This is a genomic window from uncultured Nostoc sp., assembly GCF_964245575.1.
Lineage (GTDB): Bacteria > Cyanobacteriota > Cyanobacteriia > Cyanobacteriales > Nostocaceae > Nostoc.
This window is the reverse complement of the sequence record NZ_CAXTNP010000161.1, coordinates 1-18,505: the sequence shown is the minus strand read 5'-3', so window position 1 is coordinate 18,505 and position 18,505 is coordinate 1. Positions and strand designations below refer to the sequence as shown.

Here is an 18,505-nt window from a genome sequence, read left to right as displayed (position 1 = left end):
TATTTTATTTTTGCTCTTTTTATTGGTGGATATTTTAGCGGTGCCGACTTGAGCGTTGCCGACTTGAGCGGTGCCGACTTGAGAGGTGCCGACTTGAGAGGTGCCGACCTGAGGGGTGCCGACCTGAGGGGTGTCAACCTGAGATATGTAATTATTAATGGGGAGACACAGATTGATGCTAAATGGCGTTTAGTCTGGGAGATTGTTAATCACGGAGCTAACGGCCGAGACTTGAGAGGTGCCGACCTGAGGGGTGCCAACCTGAGCAGAGCTAACCTGAGCAGAGCTAACCTGAGCAGAGCTAACCTGAGCAGAGCTAACCTGAGCCATGCCAACCTTAGCGATGCTATTGTTGCAAACGCTTTATTTGGAGGAAGTCTAGGTATTACAGAGAATATGATGCATGACCTGGAGCGGCGAGGGGCAATTTTTGGCGATCGCCCTCTGATTCCAGTTTTTTAGAAGAAAAGAGCGATCGCAGTAGTTCATACCAAAACGCTACACAGCAACTTGAATCAAGCTAGTATTCTCCTCAAGAATATCTATTTCATCAAGAGATAGTATTTTAGGTTGCATTTGTTGCAGGTTGCACAGCACGATTTTGACATCCTCAGTATTAAACTTATAGTACTCTGTTAAACTCCCGATGGGATAATTAAAGTCCCGATAGCGGTGTTTAAAATACAGTTCAATATTCCCCCTATGCTCCCAAGTTCCTAATACTTTAACAGCAACACTCGAATAATGAGCAAGTAAATCAATTTTTACTTCTGCTACTCGCTTGATAACAGGTCTTTGGGTTACTCCTATCTTGTAGATAATTCCAATATTAGTTTCAATCTCTAAAAAATATAGGCTAGAGGATAGAATACGTTTAAGTTGAGCGCGATACAGCTTCAAATCAGTAAATCGATATGCTAAATCTGGGGCATTTTTGTACTTGGCATGGTTAAAAGCTAGCTCCACCTTCAACAGCTTTTTAAGCAATAGCGGCGACTGCACATCGTTGAATAGTGTTAACTCCAGCGCTCCTACAGGAATTTTACCCAAATCAGTAAATTCATATTCTGGCGGGGTTAAGTATACGTTTTTTCTCAACATCCCTGCTTTTATTAACCCAGGAGTAACTAAGTAGGAACTAATAGGGTAATTTTTGACTCCGTATTCCTTCCAGAGTAATTTTAACTGTGCTAAATCCTTGCCGGATAACTGAACATTGAAATTATCATACAGTGGCAGAGTCGGGAATTCTCGGTTAGCTATGGGGCGACAAGTTTGGTCATTATGAGCAAAATGATGCTCTTTAACCTTGCCTTTCTTGGCAGTTAACTCACCATTACAGTAAGGACACTTAAGTAAAGTCTTCCCCCTGTTGATATCTTCAATACATATCAAGATACCATCTTCATTTACACCATATTTTAGCCACATTGCCATACCATTTGGAACAAGTTAAAGTTGCTCCTACAAGTGTGCTTCAACTTTTCAAAAATGTATCTATCTTCTGGATTAGGGTAATGTTGATTTGAAGAATGTAAGTGCAATGGAGTCAAGCGTAGACATCGCTTGCTCGTCTCTTCTTATCTCTTGAACATAAGTATAGTTTGTGTGAATGGATACCCGAAAATTTCTTAGAGGAAAAAAAGGAAAGTGAAGGCGTTGGCGATGCCTGCGGCGGTAAACTACGCTTTCCTAAGCCCGTTAACAAGTTTCTTGGTTTCCAGTTCTGGGAGATAATCAGCTAATCGGCACGCTCCCGTAATACCCTTGGAACCTAATCAACTAAACCTATTTCCAGAAGTGAAACCCACACCAGCACGTAGAGCACATACATTGGTGATGAGTGCTGATGCCCTGCTGAAGTGGAAAGCGCAAATTTTAGACTATCAGCAACGGGTGAGGAAAACCAAGCCAGTGCAGCAGGCGACATTATTCGACATTGCACCAAAGCACTGCGACCCAGATCAAATTGATCCGCTCTTGCTGCGGCTTGTGCCAATATCTTTTTGGAGGATGCCAGCTTCTTGCCCCGGCGATGCGTGCCTCTATTTCATCATTGACTCGGCTGCTTCTGTTGTGCTGTATGTGGGGGAAACCTGCCGCTCTAACAAGCGGTGGAAGGGCATACATGCCTGCAAAGATTACATTGCCAGCTACCAAGATTTACATTATCGCTATGGAATGAAGACTGCGGTCAATGCGGCGTTTTGGTGGGATGCACCCACTGACCGACGCACACGGCAGGAGTTGGAATTGAGTTTAATTTTGAAGTGGCGCAGTCCATTCAATAAAGAGAACTGGGAGAGATGGGGGCAACCGTTTGGGTAGGTTAAAGAGAACCTAAATATTACTGTATTCTTATAGTCAGTCTTTTAACTGCTAAATACCTAAATTTTTATGCATCGCTCATACACTACATGGCTTGTGACAGTGGCCTTGGCTTTAATTGGTTTTGGGTTAGATGTCAAAAGTACGACTGCACAACAGCTTTACAAATTCAATGCCACTTATGACGTATCCTCCACGTCTAAACCCATCACGCCAGACGTTTCAGTAACAACTATTTCAGGGCAAAGTATTGATGCTCCCTATGATTTAACGAAAGTTAGCGGTTTAACATATAGCCAAGTTAACTTTGCTACTGGAGAGTTGCGATTTAACACAGATGCTGCAACATTTGGCTTAGAGGGTTTGCCAGTAGGCGAGGTAGTGTTGTTTGGTAACGACAGTAATAAATTGTTTGGCACAAATAACGCTACTGGAGTAATTGACTTTCTCTCCTCAAAAGGCACTGCCACGAATATTTTTACTATTACTAGTGGTGAAGGTTTATTTAAAGGCGCTGTCGGCACACTGACACTTTCTGAGGTTTATCAAATCAGTCTAGACCCAAATATTCCTACAACAGGCAAATCAAAAGTCAGTGGAACCATTCAGGTATTTTCAAAAAACATTCCAGAGCCAAGCACTACCACTGCGTCGGCTCTTATAGGCATGATGGGGGCGGCTTTTTGGCTGCGCCGACAACGAAATACGCACACTTCGGGCTGACATAAAAACGTGATGTCTAGTCAAATTCAATTCAGCATTTCTAGGGTTTACCGAACTAATAATTTTGCAGTTTTCTACACCTTGTAATTCACCTAATAATTCTTGCGGTAATCATCACTTATTAGGTGAAAAAACCGAATTTACAAGCTTTCTAATTCTCAATAGTATAGTAATCAAAGCAAGGAATTAAATCCTCAGTTAATTGAGCAAAAAACTACTATTGGTACAAAGGATAAATTAATATGCTAGTTCGTCGTTACAACCCCTGGCAAGAATTGAACGCTTTAGAACGTCACATCAACGGCTTACTTGGAGATACCAGAGTACCATCTGCACGGGTTGAAAAAGGCTTTATCAGAGTTCCGGCTGCTGAACTACAAGAAACTGATGATGCTCTGCATTTGAAGCTAGAACTGCCAGGACTAGACGCTAAAGACTTAGATATTCAAGTCACTGAAGATGCTGTTAGCATTAGTGGTGAGCGCAAGTCTGAAACTAAAACCGAAAACAATGGCACTACCAAGAGTGAATTTTACTACGGAAAGTTCCAGCGTGTAATTCCTCTATCTGCTAGGGTTCAAAATACCAATGTCATCGCAGATTATAAAAACGGTATCTTGAATTTGACACTGCCCAAATCCGAGCAAGAAAAGAACAAAGTTGTCAAGGTTAATCTAGAACAACCTACTGCTTAATTAGTTGTGATGCAACTACTCTACCGACAATAATTGATTGAGATGCAAAAAGCCCAGTTATGAGATGACTGGGCTTTTTTGTATCGCTTCTGTTTCCTCGCTTGAATTGGGTGGGGGCGATCGCTTTTGAGTTTTCCTCTAAGAATTGGGGTGATCGCAATCTCTCAAATACTATTAGGCCACTGCCAATTGTCATAGGCTTGCAGCTTAGAGCCTATCTCTTCGTGACTTAGAGGACTTGAAATGTAATTATTATACGGATGTCGAAAAATCTCGCTAATTGATGTAAATTGGTTGGGTTCAAAAGGATTAAAGCTACTCACGGAAACTATTTGTCTATAATCTTTAACTATTGTTTTTAAAAGTGATAAACAAATTACTTCTGCTCCTGTTTGTTTTATGTAAGCTCTAGCAGCTTCAAAAGAGTATCCTTCTGTGCATATATCATCTAAAACTAAAACTGCTTTACCTGATTTTAGAGGAGATTTTTTATAAGTTTTATCATTACCATAAGATGGACAATCATTGAGCATAATTGTATTCAATTGATTCAAATGATCTAGGGATTTACCAGAGTTCCTAGCTGAAGAAGATTTTATTGAAGTAGTATGTCTAATAATTAAATCTTTTAAATATTTTTTTCTAAAACACTTAGCAAAAGCGATTGTAGCTTCTTCCATAACACTTAGCGCCCCACCTTGTTGATGACCTGGATAGGGAGCAATGTAGTCAATCCGCTCGTGCATCCCAGAAAAGTAGACAGTAGACAGTAAATATTTAATCCAAAAGTCAGGATGCCCCCTACCGTTCTTAGCAGCTTCTTTTGCATCTTGAGAGTAGACAGCATACTTTTGTTCTAAAAAGCCGTAAGTACCAAGTGAATAAAATTCTAGTCCCTGATGGTTAATACAGTAATGCCACAAGTTTTCTCGCAAGCAAAATATGTCAACAAACCTAGCTACATCAAGAGGTGATGTAAATTCAAACCCGTAATAATTGGTTTGTTCATACCAAGTAGCATTTAAAAATAGAAGACCACCATTAACTGCGGTCTTCATATCAGCATCTGTATTACCCAAATAAACAGTTTCATTCTTATTCCACCCCATGACACTTAAAACATGGTTAATAGAATCTTTTGAAGGTTTATGAGGCGTACCATCAATATTTGCAATAAACCACTGAAAATCTCCCCATTTATTGGTGAAGAAATCTTTTAGTCTTTGACCATTGAGAAACCAATCACGATTGGCTAACACAATTGGTTGAATACCATTTTTCTGTAGGAAATTAATTAGGCGACCCGTTTCATTCAAAATCCATGAGTCAATTTGTGCATCATCTTCTTTGCCAGTTGCCAAAATATTGTCAATTCCTAAAATAATTCCTTTCAATATCTGAACCATATTTATTGAGTTTAGTTGTTAATTGAAATCAAAGAGGGATAATTGCTGAGGGTGATTATCAAAGGGTTGTTTATTCTTAAACTCTGAAGTTTCATTCTTAGCTTGCTGACCATTTATACTACTCTGTAATTCTTCTTCCGCTTCTTGTGAGTGACCTGCAAAACAATTCTTTTTAGTTAAAGATTCATTGAGAGCAGTTATAAATTTTGGTTCTTCACCTGGAATGGTAAAAATATCCGCACCTAACTTTTGAGCAAGCAACAATTCACTGTGAGAATCAGACCAATCAGGTAATTTCAGGCACACTATTCGCTTTTGAGCTTTGTGTGCAAATTTAACAGTGTGTGATGTTCCGCCTTTTTCTTTCCACTCCACTGGTATAATAACGTCACTCAAGCCCGCTTGCAACCGATTACGATGCACAAAGTTTTCAGCACTATAGCTTTGGTTTGGTAAATACTCTGAGACTATTGCACCGCCATTCTCGCAAATTTCCTGGCGCAATTTTTCAGAACCAGCAGGATAGTTTTGAAGTATACCAGTTCCAATAAATGCAATTGTAGGAACTTTTGCTCTGATAGATTTTTTGTGAATTATTTGGTCAATACCTAGTGCTAATCCGCTAACTGTAACCGCATTAAAGTACTGAAGACAGGCTCCAACGTAATTAGCAAGAAATAACCCATCTTCCGAAGGCTTTCTTGTACCTACAATAGCTAAAGCTGGTTGATGCAAGATAGAAATATCACCTTGAACAAACAGCCATTTTGGAGGGTCAGATATTTCACGCAGAGACTGAGGAAAGTTATCTTGCCCAAAGTGAATAACTTGTATTCTTTCAGCTTCAAGTTGGCGATAGAGTTTGACAGCTTTGCTCCATGTTTCTTCTCGAAATTTTACCCAGTCTTCACCTATCTGGCTGGTAATCTGATTGATATTTTTACACTTAGCCTGCACGAGATAAGTAATGAATTCAGTACTTGATTCGGCTTGAAGTACTTGTTTAAATCCTAAATCTGCTAGCGCAATGTTTCTGATAGTCCTATATCCTACGCTATGCAGCAATGACAAAGTAAGTAGAGATACTGTCTCACTTATCCAAAAGTCTATTTTGCCATTGCCGTTTGTCATAAAAGAATAATCAGAATAGTCAACCTTTAAACTGCCAAGCTTAAGCCTAGATATTTTAGCGCTTACCCTAAATCGTCGCACTATTTTTTCTATAAGTGCGGTTAAGATTTGCTATGCGATCGCTCCTTTCCCCCAAAACTGAGAGGCGATCGCCCCAACGCCCACTTTCCCCCAGAACTAATTCCCCCAAACTGCCATGAACTCTTCCCACTCCTCCTCAGTCTCCGGTGCTTTGTCTTTGGTCAGCCCCACTACTCGCGCTAGCTTTCGGGCTTGGTCTAAGCTCTCGCCAAGCTCTATCAACTGGTGTTCTAGGTTGGGGTCGTAGCCTTGGGCTAGTAGCTGGGCATACTCAGTATCGGTCATGCCGAGGTTGTGGGTTTCAGTCATAGTGGGGGTGGGGGGCGATCGCGTCATCTATTTCATTGTTTCAATTCCGCAAGCGGAAATCATTAATATGAAAGTCAACCAGTTCCCAGTCCACAAACTTCCTCCTGTATCGTTTCAATTCCGCAAGCGGAAATCATTAATATGAAAGTGGATTCATGAAGCCGTATGCTTTTTCGCCTAACAGTTTCAATTCCGCAAGCTTTTTGAATCTGTTCTGGAATCAGTTAATTTTTCACTGTTTTCTTCTAGGGAATATTGTTCCCATATCTTCTTGTACTCTTTCTTTATTTCATCAGCCAATGTTTGGGGGCTAATAATTTTAACATTTGCCCCATATTTTAAAATGCGTTGCCGAAACCAAAACCAGTAATCTATAGTCGCTTCAATCTCACGAAATTTTCCTTCTGGGTCGCTGTAGATAACTACTTCATCTTTACGTCGAGGCTTATAGTTAGCCAATTGCCCGCTCGTGCGATAGCATACTTTCAATCTGGGAAAGTCGCAGGATACCCAAGGAGTATCGGATGCAGCACCCACACTGAGAATTCTATCGAGTCGGAAGATATGGTTTTGGTCGATGTTATGCCAATAGTCAAACCGCCAAGAACGCCAGTCGGGGGTAAAAGCGAATAGGTAGAGAAGACCATCATGCAATCGCAGTTCTGAACGATCAATATCCTTAATTTGTCCTTCTGCTCCTGGTTTGCTCTGATAGCGGATAGTATAACGGCATTGTTGCACAAAGCGTTCTTGGAGTTGGCGGACGATCACATCTAAATTGCGATCGCTATAATCAACGGGAGGACTAAAATCGACTTTAACAAATGATGGAATGTCTAATTCCGTTAGGTTTCCAATCCGTTGAATTTGGCTTGCCTGTGCAGAAAAACCCATATCAGCAAGGAAATACGCGGCTACTGCAAGAGCTTCTCGCTGTTCGGTTGAGAGAAGAACAGGGAAATTGGACTCGACTAGCTTGTAGGGGCTGTGAGTACTGCTTTTAATTTCGATACCGCACTCTCTAAGTCTGCGAATCGTGCGAGTGAGTTTTTGCTTGACATCAATATTGTCGGCAGATTTACCATGCCGTTCTAGAAAGATTGAGAGTAAATCTGCTAATTCTTCGCGTCGCCGTGGTTTTTCAGCCAGAAGTCTGAGGATTTCTAGAGTAAAGGCTATTTGGTTATAGCTTGTATCCACTTTGGACGGCATAGCTTGAAGATATTTTCTAATTGCTTACAGCAGTAGTATGACCGGAATTTTGATTATAGTCAAAAAATGATTACAAGTTTTATAAAACTGGTACTACACTGTGTTTAACTGACACAGGGTAAGTAAAGTGAAGCTTTTTTTACAACCTCTTTACTCTCAACTCAACCCAGGAGTTGAGAACTGTCCCATTGGGTGTACCTCTGAATGTATTGTCACTCAAAAAGCTCCCAATCTCCAAGCACCTTCAGGGTGTGCTTGTCCTTTATCATCGCATCAAGCAAAAACTTATGGAGAAATTATACATGGAGATGCAGATATTATCTGCAATCAATCTGCTACCGGTGATGGTAAGTCACTAGCTGCAAATTTGCCAGGACTGATCAATCCTGATTTTCGTACTATGGCCTTGTATCCCACAATTGAGCTAGTAGAAGACCAAGCTGAACAACAAAAAAAAATAACACACTGTTTGGTTTAGATGCTTCTCAACGAGTAGACCGTTTATATGGTGCGGAATTAAGCAGACGGGTTAAACAAGCAGATAAAAGTAACAAGTTTCAAGAACTGTTGCTAGCAATTCAACAAAAGCCAGTTCTGCTGACCAACCCCGATATTTTCCATTACATTACTCACTATCAGTACCACAACCCAGCTTATGGTAGCGATTTGCTACCGTTGGTATTGGCAGAATGGCCAGATTTGTGGGTGTTTGATGAATTTCATATTTTTGGTAGCCATCAAGAAACTGCTGCTTTAAATAGTTTGGCTTTTATCCGTCGCAGTCAGGAAAATCAATCTCGTCCCAGACGGTTTTTGTTTACTTCAGCAACGCCCAAACCCGATTTTATTGAACAGTTACGCAATGCAGATTTTAAAGTTGTTCCAGTTGAGGGAGTGTATGCAAATGAGGGAACTCCTGGTTTCCGACAGATTCTGCAAGCTGTGGAACTAGAGTTTGTGGAATTAGCAAAAGATGCGGACACGCAGACATGGTTAAGGGAAATGATTCCCAGCATTCAGAAAATTCTGAATGCGGAGTCAAAAGCGAGAGGATTGATTATTGTCAATTCGGTAGCGAAAGCTGGTCAGGTGACTCGTTTACTGCAAGCTTTATTACCAGGGGTTAAAGTTCAAGAAATTAGCGGACGTATTGATCGCCAACAAAGATTGGAGGTGCAAAGCGACTTGAAAAATGCCGAACAACCAGTTCTGGTTGTAGGTACGTCTGCTGTTGATGTTGGTGTTGATTTTAAGATTCACCTGTTGATTTTTGAAAGTAGTGACTCTGCTACAGTAACGCAGCGTTTGGGACGTTTAGGCAGACATCCTGGTTTTAATACCTACACAGCATTTATTTTGATCCCAGGTCATACTCCTTGGGTTATGGGAAGCTTGAAAAAAAACCTTACGCCCAATCAAACAGTAACGCGAGATATTTTGGTTTCGGCGATCGCTGATGCATTTAACCCACCTAAGGAATTTGAAAAATATCGTCAGCGTTGGGGTGCATTGCAAGCACAGGGAATGTTTTGGCGAATGACTCAGGAGAATGCGAAAGTGAGTCAATTAGTACGCGAACGCATGAGCGAAGATTTACAGCGTGTATATCCCCAAAGTATCGAATCAGTACGAGGTTACTGGTATAAAAAACAGAAAACAGATGTTGAAAAAGCCATCCAAAAAGAACTTTTACGTTTTAGAGGAGGTTCAACACTGCAAGCAGCAGTTTGGGATAGCAATAATTTTTACACTTATGACTTACTGCGATTACTACCTTATGCGCGAGTGGACATTCTTGACCGCGAAGCGTTCTTAAATGCAGCTAAGAAGTTAGGACGAGACGAAGAAGAATTCCCAAAGGATTTTATTAGTGTTTACCTTCGGATTGAGAAATGGGTTGATGAGCGAATTAATAATATTAGCTTACAATGCAATCGCCAGAGCCATGAATTATCTATTGGGGAGCTTTGCTTAGTAGATAAATTAAGCTTAATTGGACATCCTCAATCGCATGTAATTACTTGCTTACAGCAAAAGAAGATACTGAGTTTTTTAATACCAGTGAATAAAAATAAGCTAAGTAGCCATTGGGAAGTAAGCAGTACTCTTAACCTCAACCCTTTATTTGGTTTGTATCGGTTAATTGATGCTGGTGAACAAGCTTATGCCTGTGCATTTAATCAGGATGCTTTACTTTTAGAAGCTTTCAAGTGGCATTTGAGAAAATTTACTAGTACGCAATTTGAATCTTCCATCTTTTGATTTTTAATTATTGAATAATTATGTCTACCCTTCTCCAAACACTACTAATCGAAACTCTTCCAGTAGATACAGATCCTATTCTGTATTTATATATTGATAAGTTACTACCATATTTAGAACAAGAGTTCTCTTTAATTTCAGCTTTAGGCGGTTCTTACATAGCCCACTATCAAACGTTATCTCAGCGTAGTGACAGTTATGCTCAAGAAAAAGCACAAAAGTGGTCAAGCCGTGCAGATCAAAATTTATTTGTTCACGTTTTAAATGGCTTATTAACGGCTTGGAATATCAGCAAACACTTACATCAGCCTCTATCAGATATTGAAAAATATATACTGTGTTTAGGATTAACGTTACACGATTACAACAAGTATTGTAATGGTCAAGGAGAAGAAACACCAAAAAACTGGGAAGTCGAAGAAATTATTAATATCTGCCGCAAGTTAGGAGAGAAACTCAACTTTGGATTATTTTGGTCGCAATGGCAGGAATATTTACCAGAAATTGCTTACTTAGCACAAAATACCCAGAACAAAGTTGGCACAAATATTTACCCTGCAAACTGGCCCGTTCCTAAAATTAAAGACCGCCGCCGTTTAGAAATCCCTCTGCGCCGTCTAGTTGCTTTTGGTGATATTGCAGTGCATTTTAGTGATCCAGCAGATATTGATACTCAAACTGGAGGGCAGAGACTAAGAGAGCAACTACGATTTTTGAATATTAGTAAAGAATTGGCTTATCATCGTTTGCGAGATACCGTAGGTATCCTAAGCAATGGTATCCATAATGCCACAATTAAATTTGCTAAAGGATTGAATTGGGAACCAATTTTATTCTTTGCTCAAGGTGTAATTTATCTGACACCGACAAATAGTGAAACTCCAGATATCAATGAATTACAAAGATTTATTTGGGAACAAATAAGTGGAGTTTTGGGAAGTAAAATGCTAGGTGGAGATATTGGCTTTAAGCGAGATGGCAAGGGATTAAAGGTAGCACCTCAAACTTTAGAGTTATTTCCTCCATTTGAATTAATACCTAAATTACCACGAGTAATTGAAGTGAAAGTAGCAAATATTAAAGACCCTGCTACTCCTAAACGTTTAGAGGAATTGTCTTTAACTGAAACTGAGCAACAATTTCTCAATACAGGTGCAGATATCCGTGCAGATAGAATTGCTGAATTTATTTTTCTGATTCAGAAAGAATTTTTTAGTGATTCTCCAGAGTATATAAATTGGATGCTCATCACTTTAGGGATTCAAGACAAAGTATCTCCCGAAGAGACTCAGTTCCAATCAGGGGGTGTCAATTATGGTTGGTATCATGCAGCAGCATATTATGTTGCTACTCATGCAACTTTAAAGCTAGAAGATATCTCAGAACGCATGGAGATATGGGCGAAAGATGTAGCTAAGTGGGGGTTTGAAAATAACTTATTAACGTCATATTCTAGCCCTATACGCGATATTTTCTATACTTACTTAATTCAATATTTAAAAGTTAAAGGATGGGAAAGTAATCATCGTTCCTTTGAGGCAGAGTTTACAGTTTATACTGACGCTAAAACAAAGGCAGTAAAACAACCTATTTGCTCATTAAGTTCAGGAGAGTTTGCATCTGAAGACCAGATGGATTCAGTTGTTTTATTTAAACCACAGCAGTATAGCAATAAAAATTCTTTGGGAGGCAGACAAATCAAACGTGGCATTTCTAAAATCTGGGCTTTAGAGATGTTGCTGCGACAAGCTTTTTGGTCAGTACCAGCAGGAAAGCTAGAAGAACAACAACCGATATTTTTATATATTTTTCCAGCTTATGTTTATTCTCCACAAACTGCTGCTGCTATCAAACTATTAGTTAACAATATGAAGCAAATAAATCTCTGGGATGTCCGCAAGCAATGGTTAGGGGCAGAAATGAATATGAGCGCTTTACGATCCGTTACTTGGTTAAATGATGAAGCAAAATTAGGACGTTTTCAAAATGATAAATACAATAAAGAAGATTTGCCCTTTATGGCAATGAGCTATACAACAACCAGAGGTAAAACGCTTACTGACGCATGGGTACAACCAGCTTTTCTTGCTTTATCGCTTCCTATATTACTAGGAGTAAAAGTAGTAGCTACTAGTAGTTCTGTTCCATTTTACAACAGCGATAGTGATTTCCGGGAGTCTGTCATCCTTGATGCACCTGCATCATTTTGGAATTTACTCGGATTGCCTAATTCATTGCGGATTCAGGATTTTGAAAATGCAATTCAGCGGCTTCTATTTGCTTACAGCCTCCATCTAGATACTCGTAGTTCTCCACCAGATGCCAAGTGGCGAGATTTGATTAAAACAGTTCGTGAGGTATCAACAAATGTACTTAATATTTTTTCTTTAGCGACAGAAGGATTACGACGTGATAAACGAGATATACCTAGCCAAGAAGAAATTAAACGTTATTGGCGATATGCCCAGCTTTGGGTGAAACAAGATAGTTCAGAAACAAATAACGGAGTTTATCTAATGAAATTAATTGAAAAATTAGTTCAACAGTACCGTGTATTTTACCAGGCAAACTTAGGAGAGTCTAGCCACACAATTTTACTACCAATTTCTAAAGCTTTGGAAATGATTTTGTCGGTTCCTCAGCAAGTAGATATAGATGATTTAATTTTTCAAGCTTCTGGACAGCTTCAGGATGCATTAGAACGTAAAGAAGTTTATAAACGTCCTTTAATAATGGATAAATCAACAGATAGGACTATACGGCAGGAACGTGAACTAATTGCAATTCATGCATTTATGACAACCTGTGTACGTGAACTATTTCTTGACCTTTATAAAGGTGATCGTGCTTTATTGCAAGAAAATCACAACCGAATTAAATCGGGTGCAGAGTTTGCCTATCGTTGGTTAGCTTTGCAAGAAAAATCTGCAAAATCATCCTAAATTTCTATTTTTCATTCCCCTTACTAAATTATCAAGAGCAAAATCATGAGTATTCTCAAAACTCTAAAACCCCAATTCCAATCTTCATTTCCTCGCTTGGCATCTGGAAAGTATATACACTTCATCCTACTGCGTCATAGTCAATCATTTCCCGTATTCCAAACTGATGGAATTCTCAATACTGCACGAACACAGGCGGGTTTAAGGATGACGGATGAAAGTAAAAAACAAATTAGCCGTTTGGTAATGTTCAAGCGCAAACAAACGACCCCCGAACGACTTGCTGGACGCGAACTACTCCGTGGCTTAAACCTCACTAGCGCTGACGAAACTAATAAAGATAAATACTGCGAATATAACGGTGAAAAATCCTGTAAGAAATGCCCCGACTGCATCATTTACGGATTTGCGATCGGTGATCGTGGGTCAGAACGTTCAAAAGTATACTCTGACTCTGCTTTTTCTCTAAGCGCTTACGAACAATCACACCGCAGCTTTACCTTTAACGCTCCTTTTGAAGGAGGAACAATGAGTGAAGCAGGGGAAATGCGTAGCAGTATTAATGAATTAGACCATGTTATTCCAGAAGTAACATTTCCCACAGTCGAGACCCTACGCGACCCTACTCATGAGGGCTTTATTTACGTTCTAGGTAATTTGCTACGTACTAAACGGTATGGCGCACAGGAATCACGGACAGGGACGATGAAAAACTATATTGCAGGGATTGCATTCTGTGATGGTGAAGTGTTTAGCAACTTGCATTATACACAGGCACTTTATGATGCCTTGAAGGGCGATGTTGACACTCCTATTGGCGACATTTTACAGCAAGTAGAAACAGTGGCGAATAGTTTACTAAATGATGAACCTGTACGCAAAACAAAGCTGATTTTTGGTTCGGAATTAGAAGAACTGCTCAATGAAGTCGGGACGCTATATCAAGATGAAGCTCATTTAGTAGAAACTATGAATACACTCTACGGACAAACTAAAGCCTATGCAGAATCCTTTGGAGCGTTGAAAAAGAAAGGTAAAAAGGATTAATTGCTATTTCTGATTGTTAGGGTGGATAACCCACCTTAACCTACATTTTCAATGTAATCACAGGATTTTGCTATGGCTTTGTATCATTGTACCTTAACACTACACGATAATGTTTTTTTCGCTACACGAGAGATGGGAATTCTCTATGAGACTGAGAAATATTTACATAATTGGGCCCTAAGTTTTGCACTTTTTGCAATTCACTATATTCCCCAACCATATAGGCTGCAAGGGGAGCTAGCACAAAAACCGACATATTTAGATGCAAGTGCTGAACAAAATCTTCTTCATCTAAATCAAGTGGGTATTTATGTATTTCCTGCCCAACCTATCAATTGGTCATATCAAATTAATACCTTTAAAGCTGCTCAAGTTGGCTATTATGGAAAGTCAAAAAAGTTCGGTGATAAAGGTGCAGATAAAAATTACCCAATTAATTACGGTCGAGCTAAAGAATTAGCTGTTGGGAGCCAATATCGTACTTATATTATTGCTCCAGAAACTATCAAAATCCCGCGTTGGATACGTTTAGGAAAGTGGGCATCAAAAATCAGAGTAGAAACGGTAAGAATTCCAGATAAGCTTATGCAATCTAAATCTGGCGATTACACCTGTTTGCATCCTTTAAATCCTTTAGATTTGCCAATTAATACTCGGATATTACTCTATAACCGAATTGTAATGCCTCCTGTAAGTTTGGTAAGCCAAGCACAGTTACGCGGTGAGTATTTAGTAGCTAAAAAAAGCGATGAAGCTAAAAAAAATGACTGGCAGGCTTTTAAATCCATACTAACCGCAGAACAATATCAACAATTACCAGAAGAAATGTATTTCCCAACAGGAGTATTTTATGGAGCAGGAAATCTCGTTGCAACTGCATAAATGTTCTACATTACATTCAATCGTTATCGAACTTGCAGCTGCGGATGTGGAAAACATACCAACTACTTTATCTCGTGGATTGCACGCACTAGTACTTAAATGGTTCGCTGCTGCAAACCCATCTGTTGCCGAAACTATCCATGCTAGTCAAAATTCACCATTGGCTATTTCGGGCTTATTGGGAAACCGCCGTCAGGGTGGGGTGCGTGTAGGAGATTATTTTTATTTTCGGATTTGTTTATTGGATGGAAGTTTAGTTGAGCCTTTGATGCGTGGGTTTGAACAGTCAGAAACCCAATCTTTAGTGTTGGCTGATTTTCCATTTGTACTGCGTAATATGTACGCGCTGCCGGGAACACATCAATTAGCAGGTGCGGCTGATTATGCATTACTGTCACACCCAATGCAAGTTTTGACGGATATTGAAATGCATTTTCTCTCTCCTACTAGCTTCAAGCAAAATCAAGGTGTACAGACCTTTCCATTACCCGAATTGGTATTTAACTCGCTGCATCGGCGGTGGAATATTTTTGCACCAGAACAATATCATCTCCCGACTTGTGATTGGAATGCTTTAGTTACAGCTTACGACCTCAAAACCTATGCACTCAAAATGGAAGAAGGTACGGAAATTGGGGCGCAGGGTTGGGTTCGCTACAGATTTAATAGCCCTGAAACGGCTCGAATTGCAACTGTTTTGGCAAATTTTGCCTTCTTCGCTGGTGTAGGGCGTAAAACTGCTATGGGAATGGGACAGACACAACTCGCTTTGCAAATAAACATGGCGCAAAAGCCATCCAATCTGAAGAAGTCTAAAACCCATAACCCTTCATCAGTTCGTAGTTAAAAATTTGTATTTTCTAACAGACCATGAACGAACAATACTATCTTCCCTTAGCTTATCTAAATGCTTGGGAATATTGCCCCCGCCGTTTCTTTCTGGAATATGAACTTGGGGAAAATGCGGTTAACGAACACATTATCATTGGTCGCCATTTGCACCGCAATGTTGATGACGAAGGCAAGAAGGTTGAAGGTGATAAGGTAATTTATCGACATCAGTGGGTATGGAGCGATCGCCTTCTGATTAATGGAATTATCGATGCTGTGGAAGAAAAAGATAACCAGTTAATCCCTTTGGAGTTTAAAAAAGGGCGTATGGCGAACCACAAGAGCGATCATTTTCAACTGTGCGGTGCGGCTTTGTGTCTCGAAGAACGCACAGGAGGTTCTATTCCTTATGGAGAAATTTTCTACTACGCCAACCGTCGCCGCGAAAGGGTAGATTTTACATCCACACTCCGAAAAGCTACAAAACAAGCAATTTCAGCAGCACGGGTTGCAGTTGGAAGGACAATGCCACCACCGATTGACCACCCTAAAAAGTGTCAAGATTGCAGTTTGCAGAAAATTTGCTTACCAAAAGAAATTAAAAAATTACGCCTTGAGGTCTAAAACATGTCTGTTCTTTATGTAACTCAGCCTGATGCTGTTCTGAGTAAAGCAGCTGAAGCTTTTAAAGTAGCGTTAAAACAAGAAGATGGCGGCTGGGAGAAAAAATCGGTTCCTGCCCAAACTGTCGAACAAGTTGTACTGATGGGGAATCCGCAGATTACTGGCGATGCTCTAATCTATGCTTTGGAGCTAGGAATGCCAGTACATTACCTTTCTTGTTTTGGTAAATATTTAGGTTCGGCGCTTCCTGGATACTCCCGTAACGGTCAGTTGCGCCTGTCCCAGTATGCTGCTTATTGCAACGAAGCCCATCGTTTGGAGATTGTCAAAACAATTGTTACTGGTAAAATCCACAATCAGCATACTGTTTTGTACCGCCACGACCAAAAAGATAATCCGTTGAAGTCTCGCAAACAGCTAGTTAAAGAGAAAACAAGTCTTGATGAAGTACGTGGTGTTGAAGGGTTAGCTGCACGAGAATATTTTGCTGCCTGGTCGGTGATGCTTGAAGAACAATGGTCTTTTAACGGAAGAAATCGCCGTCCTCCTACAGATGCAGTAAATGCATTATTGGGGTTTGCCTATGGACTTTTGCAGGTTCAGGTAACAGCTGCGGTACATATAGCTGGTTTAGATCCTTACATTGGTTATTTGCATGAAGCAACTAGAGGACAACCTGCGATGGTTTTAGATTTAATGGAAGAATTTCGCCCATTGGTCGCAGATAATTTGATACTTTCGGTTATCACTCATAAAGAAATCAAACCCACCGATTTTACTGATAATTTGGGTGCATATCGACTTTCAGAATCTGGACGTAAACAATTTTTACAGGCATGGGAACGAAAAATGAACGATGAGTTCAAGCATCCTTCTTTTGGCTATCGTTGCAGCTATCGTCGTGCAATCGAATTGCAAGCACGTTTATTAAGTCGGCATTTGCAGGAAGGAGTTCCCTATAAATCCCTGGCACTGCGATGAGTACTTTATTTTACCTTGTAATTTACGATTTGCCAGATAGTAAAAATGCGAATAAACGGCGAACAAAACTACATAAAATGCTCTCTGGCTATGGAACTTGGACACAGTACAGTGTGTTTGAATGTTTTTTGAGTGCTGTCCAGTTTGCTAAACTAAAGATGCAGGTTGAGAATTTGATTAAACCAGCTGAAGATTCAGTACGTATTTATGTTTTGGATGCTGGATCTGTACGTAAGACTATTACTTATGGTTCCGAGCAACCTCGACAGCAAGATACGATCATACTATGATACTAATAAGATTTTTGGCAGGGCAAAGCACGGGCGAAAACCCCCCACCTCCCGCCAAATCGCCAGAACCTTGACAAATCAATAGTTTCATAGCTTTAAGTCCAATCTATAACCTGTCAACGAATGCCGCAAACGGACTTTTGAAGTAGACCTGCCAAAAATCCTGGCGGGAGTAGCTCTGTGATTCATTTGTGACTCGTGGGCTTTCAAATAAATGAAACCCGTTCGCGGGATTGAAACATTGCAGCTTTAAACGCATTAAATTGCTCAAGTAACCTTTCAAATAAATGAAACCCGTTCGCGGGATTGAAACAGCTCATCAGCATGAAGTAAAGCAGTAGCTGCATCTCGGCTTTCAAATAAATGAAACCCGTTCGCGGGATTGAAACTCGGCAGAGGTGGAGACGGCTGAAGCAATTTGCTTTCAAATAAATGAAACCCGTTCGCGGGATTGAAACAACCATTGGTTAAACCATTGGTTGACAGTTTAAACTTTCAAATAAATGAAACCCGTTCGCGGGATTGAAACACAACATAGTGAGGAATGTTGTAAGAGTGATCGCAGCTTTCAAATAAATGAAACCCGTTCGCGGGATTGAAACAATATGCGCCTCATGCACATATCGTGTTTCGCGGCTTTCAAATAAATGAAACCCGTTCGCGGGATTGAAACATATCTTTGCATTTTAAGTTTATATTAGAATTGAACAATTAAATAAAAAACAAAAGAGGGAGCCGAATATAATCATATAGTAGATATA

Annotated in this window: 19 protein-coding genes and 1 CRISPR repeat array; of the genes, 13 read left to right on the top strand and 6 right to left on the bottom strand. The window is 40.0% G+C overall.

The window, feature by feature from the left end; all coding sequences use genetic code 11:
* Positions 1-462, top strand: a 462-nt coding sequence (locus ACFFAP_RS23350) for a pentapeptide repeat-containing protein (RefSeq protein ID WP_375513463.1), incomplete at its 5' end; no start/stop codon positions are given.
* Positions 463-498: 36 nt separating this feature from the next.
* Here the strand turns inward: ACFFAP_RS23350 and ACFFAP_RS23345 are convergent.
* Entirely contained in the window at positions 499-1,437 is a 939-nt protein-coding gene (locus ACFFAP_RS23345) for a GIY-YIG nuclease family protein (RefSeq protein WP_375513462.1), read from the bottom strand.
* Between the two features lie 330 nt (positions 1,438-1,767).
* On the opposite strand from ACFFAP_RS23345, the gene ACFFAP_RS23340 reads away from it, so the two are divergent.
* From ACFFAP_RS23340 to ACFFAP_RS23330, 3 genes are all read left to right on the top strand, one after another.
* Complete coding sequence (locus ACFFAP_RS23340) at positions 1,768-2,328, top strand: GIY-YIG nuclease family protein (protein ID WP_375513461.1); 561 nt, start codon at positions 1,768-1,770, stop codon at positions 2,326-2,328.
* Positions 2,329-2,397: 69 nt separating this feature from the next.
* The gene (locus ACFFAP_RS23335) at positions 2,398-3,051 is read left to right on the top strand and encodes a hypothetical protein (RefSeq protein WP_375513460.1); all 654 of its coding nucleotides are present in this window, start codon (positions 2,398-2,400) and stop codon (positions 3,049-3,051) included.
* A gap of 242 nt (positions 3,052-3,293) precedes the next feature.
* Positions 3,294-3,746, top strand: a complete 453-nt coding sequence (locus tag ACFFAP_RS23330; RefSeq protein ID WP_375513459.1) for an Hsp20/alpha crystallin family protein — start codon at positions 3,294-3,296, stop codon at positions 3,744-3,746.
* A 164-nt stretch (positions 3,747-3,910) separates the two neighbouring features.
* Here the strand turns inward: ACFFAP_RS23330 and ACFFAP_RS23325 are convergent, their stop codons facing one another.
* The 5 genes from ACFFAP_RS23325 to ACFFAP_RS23305 all read right to left on the bottom strand — a co-directional run bounded on the left by ACFFAP_RS23325 (position 3,911) and on the right by ACFFAP_RS23305 (position 7,885).
* Positions 3,911-5,140, bottom strand: a complete 1,230-nt coding sequence (locus ACFFAP_RS23325; RefSeq protein ID WP_375513458.1) for a hypothetical protein — start codon at positions 5,138-5,140, stop codon at positions 3,911-3,913.
* 30 nt (positions 5,141-5,170) lie between these two features.
* Entirely contained in the window at positions 5,171-6,283 is a 1,113-nt protein-coding gene (locus ACFFAP_RS23320; protein WP_375513457.1) for a DNA-processing protein DprA, read from the bottom strand.
* Between the two features lie 67 nt (positions 6,284-6,350).
* Entirely contained in the window at positions 6,351-6,473 is a 123-nt protein-coding gene (locus ACFFAP_RS23315) for a hypothetical protein (protein ID WP_375513456.1), read from the bottom strand.
* Complete coding sequence (locus tag ACFFAP_RS23310; protein WP_375513455.1) at positions 6,461-6,700, bottom strand: hypothetical protein; 240 nt, start codon at positions 6,698-6,700, stop codon at positions 6,461-6,463. Before ACFFAP_RS23310 ends, ACFFAP_RS23315 begins: the two co-directional genes overlap by 13 nt.
* 159 nt (positions 6,701-6,859) lie before the next feature.
* Entirely contained in the window at positions 6,860-7,885 is a 1,026-nt protein-coding gene (locus ACFFAP_RS23305; RefSeq protein WP_375513454.1) for a helix-turn-helix transcriptional regulator, read from the bottom strand.
* A 127-nt stretch (positions 7,886-8,012) separates the two neighbouring features.
* Between ACFFAP_RS23305 and ACFFAP_RS23300 the strand changes: the two genes are divergently transcribed.
* From ACFFAP_RS23300 to cas2, 9 genes are all read left to right on the top strand, one after another.
* On the top strand, positions 8,013-8,363 hold the full coding sequence (locus ACFFAP_RS23300) for a DEAD/DEAH box helicase (RefSeq protein ID WP_375513453.1): 351 nt from the start codon (positions 8,013-8,015) through the stop codon (positions 8,361-8,363).
* 89 nt (positions 8,364-8,452) lie between these two features.
* Positions 8,453-10,147: a type I-D CRISPR-associated helicase Cas3' gene (cas3, locus tag ACFFAP_RS23295; RefSeq protein ID WP_375513452.1), complete on the top strand. Its 1,695-nt coding sequence runs from the start codon at positions 8,453-8,455 to the stop codon at positions 10,145-10,147.
* A 20-nt stretch (positions 10,148-10,167) separates the two neighbouring features.
* Positions 10,168-13,089 (top strand): type I-D CRISPR-associated protein Cas10d/Csc3, encoded by a 2,922-nt coding sequence (gene cas10d, locus ACFFAP_RS23290; RefSeq protein WP_375513451.1) that lies wholly within the window; start codon positions 10,168-10,170, stop codon positions 13,087-13,089.
* Between the two features lie 45 nt (positions 13,090-13,134).
* Entirely contained in the window at positions 13,135-14,136 is a 1,002-nt protein-coding gene (gene cas7d, locus ACFFAP_RS23285) for a type I-D CRISPR-associated protein Cas7/Csc2 (protein WP_375513450.1), read from the top strand.
* A 72-nt stretch (positions 14,137-14,208) separates the two neighbouring features.
* Positions 14,209-15,018, top strand: coding sequence for a type I-D CRISPR-associated protein Cas5/Csc1 (gene cas5d, locus ACFFAP_RS23280; protein ID WP_375513449.1), 810 nt, complete (start codon positions 14,209-14,211; stop codon positions 15,016-15,018).
* Positions 14,987-15,865 (top strand): CRISPR system precrRNA processing endoribonuclease RAMP protein Cas6, encoded by an 879-nt coding sequence (gene cas6 / locus ACFFAP_RS23275; RefSeq protein WP_375513448.1) that lies wholly within the window; start codon positions 14,987-14,989, stop codon positions 15,863-15,865. The genes cas5d and cas6 overlap by 32 nt, the downstream gene beginning before the upstream one ends.
* Positions 15,866-15,888: 23 nt before the next feature.
* Complete coding sequence (cas4, locus tag ACFFAP_RS23270) at positions 15,889-16,473, top strand: CRISPR-associated protein Cas4 (protein ID WP_375513447.1); 585 nt, start codon at positions 15,889-15,891, stop codon at positions 16,471-16,473.
* Between the two features lie 3 nt (positions 16,474-16,476).
* Entirely contained in the window at positions 16,477-17,454 is a 978-nt protein-coding gene (cas1d, locus tag ACFFAP_RS23265; RefSeq protein WP_375513446.1) for a type I-D CRISPR-associated endonuclease Cas1d, read from the top strand.
* Positions 17,451-17,744 carry a CRISPR-associated endonuclease Cas2 gene (gene cas2 / locus ACFFAP_RS23260; protein WP_375513445.1) on the top strand — a complete coding sequence of 98 codons (294 nt, stop codon included), beginning with the start codon at positions 17,451-17,453 and terminating at the stop codon, positions 17,742-17,744. The genes cas1d and cas2 overlap by 4 nt, the downstream gene beginning before the upstream one ends.
* Before the next feature lie 203 nt (positions 17,745-17,947).
* Positions 17,948-18,418: direct repeats of the CRISPR family, unit length 38 nt; unit sequence CTTTCAAATAAATGAAACCCGTTCGCGGGATTGAAACA.
* Positions 18,419-18,505 lie beyond the last annotated feature (87 nt).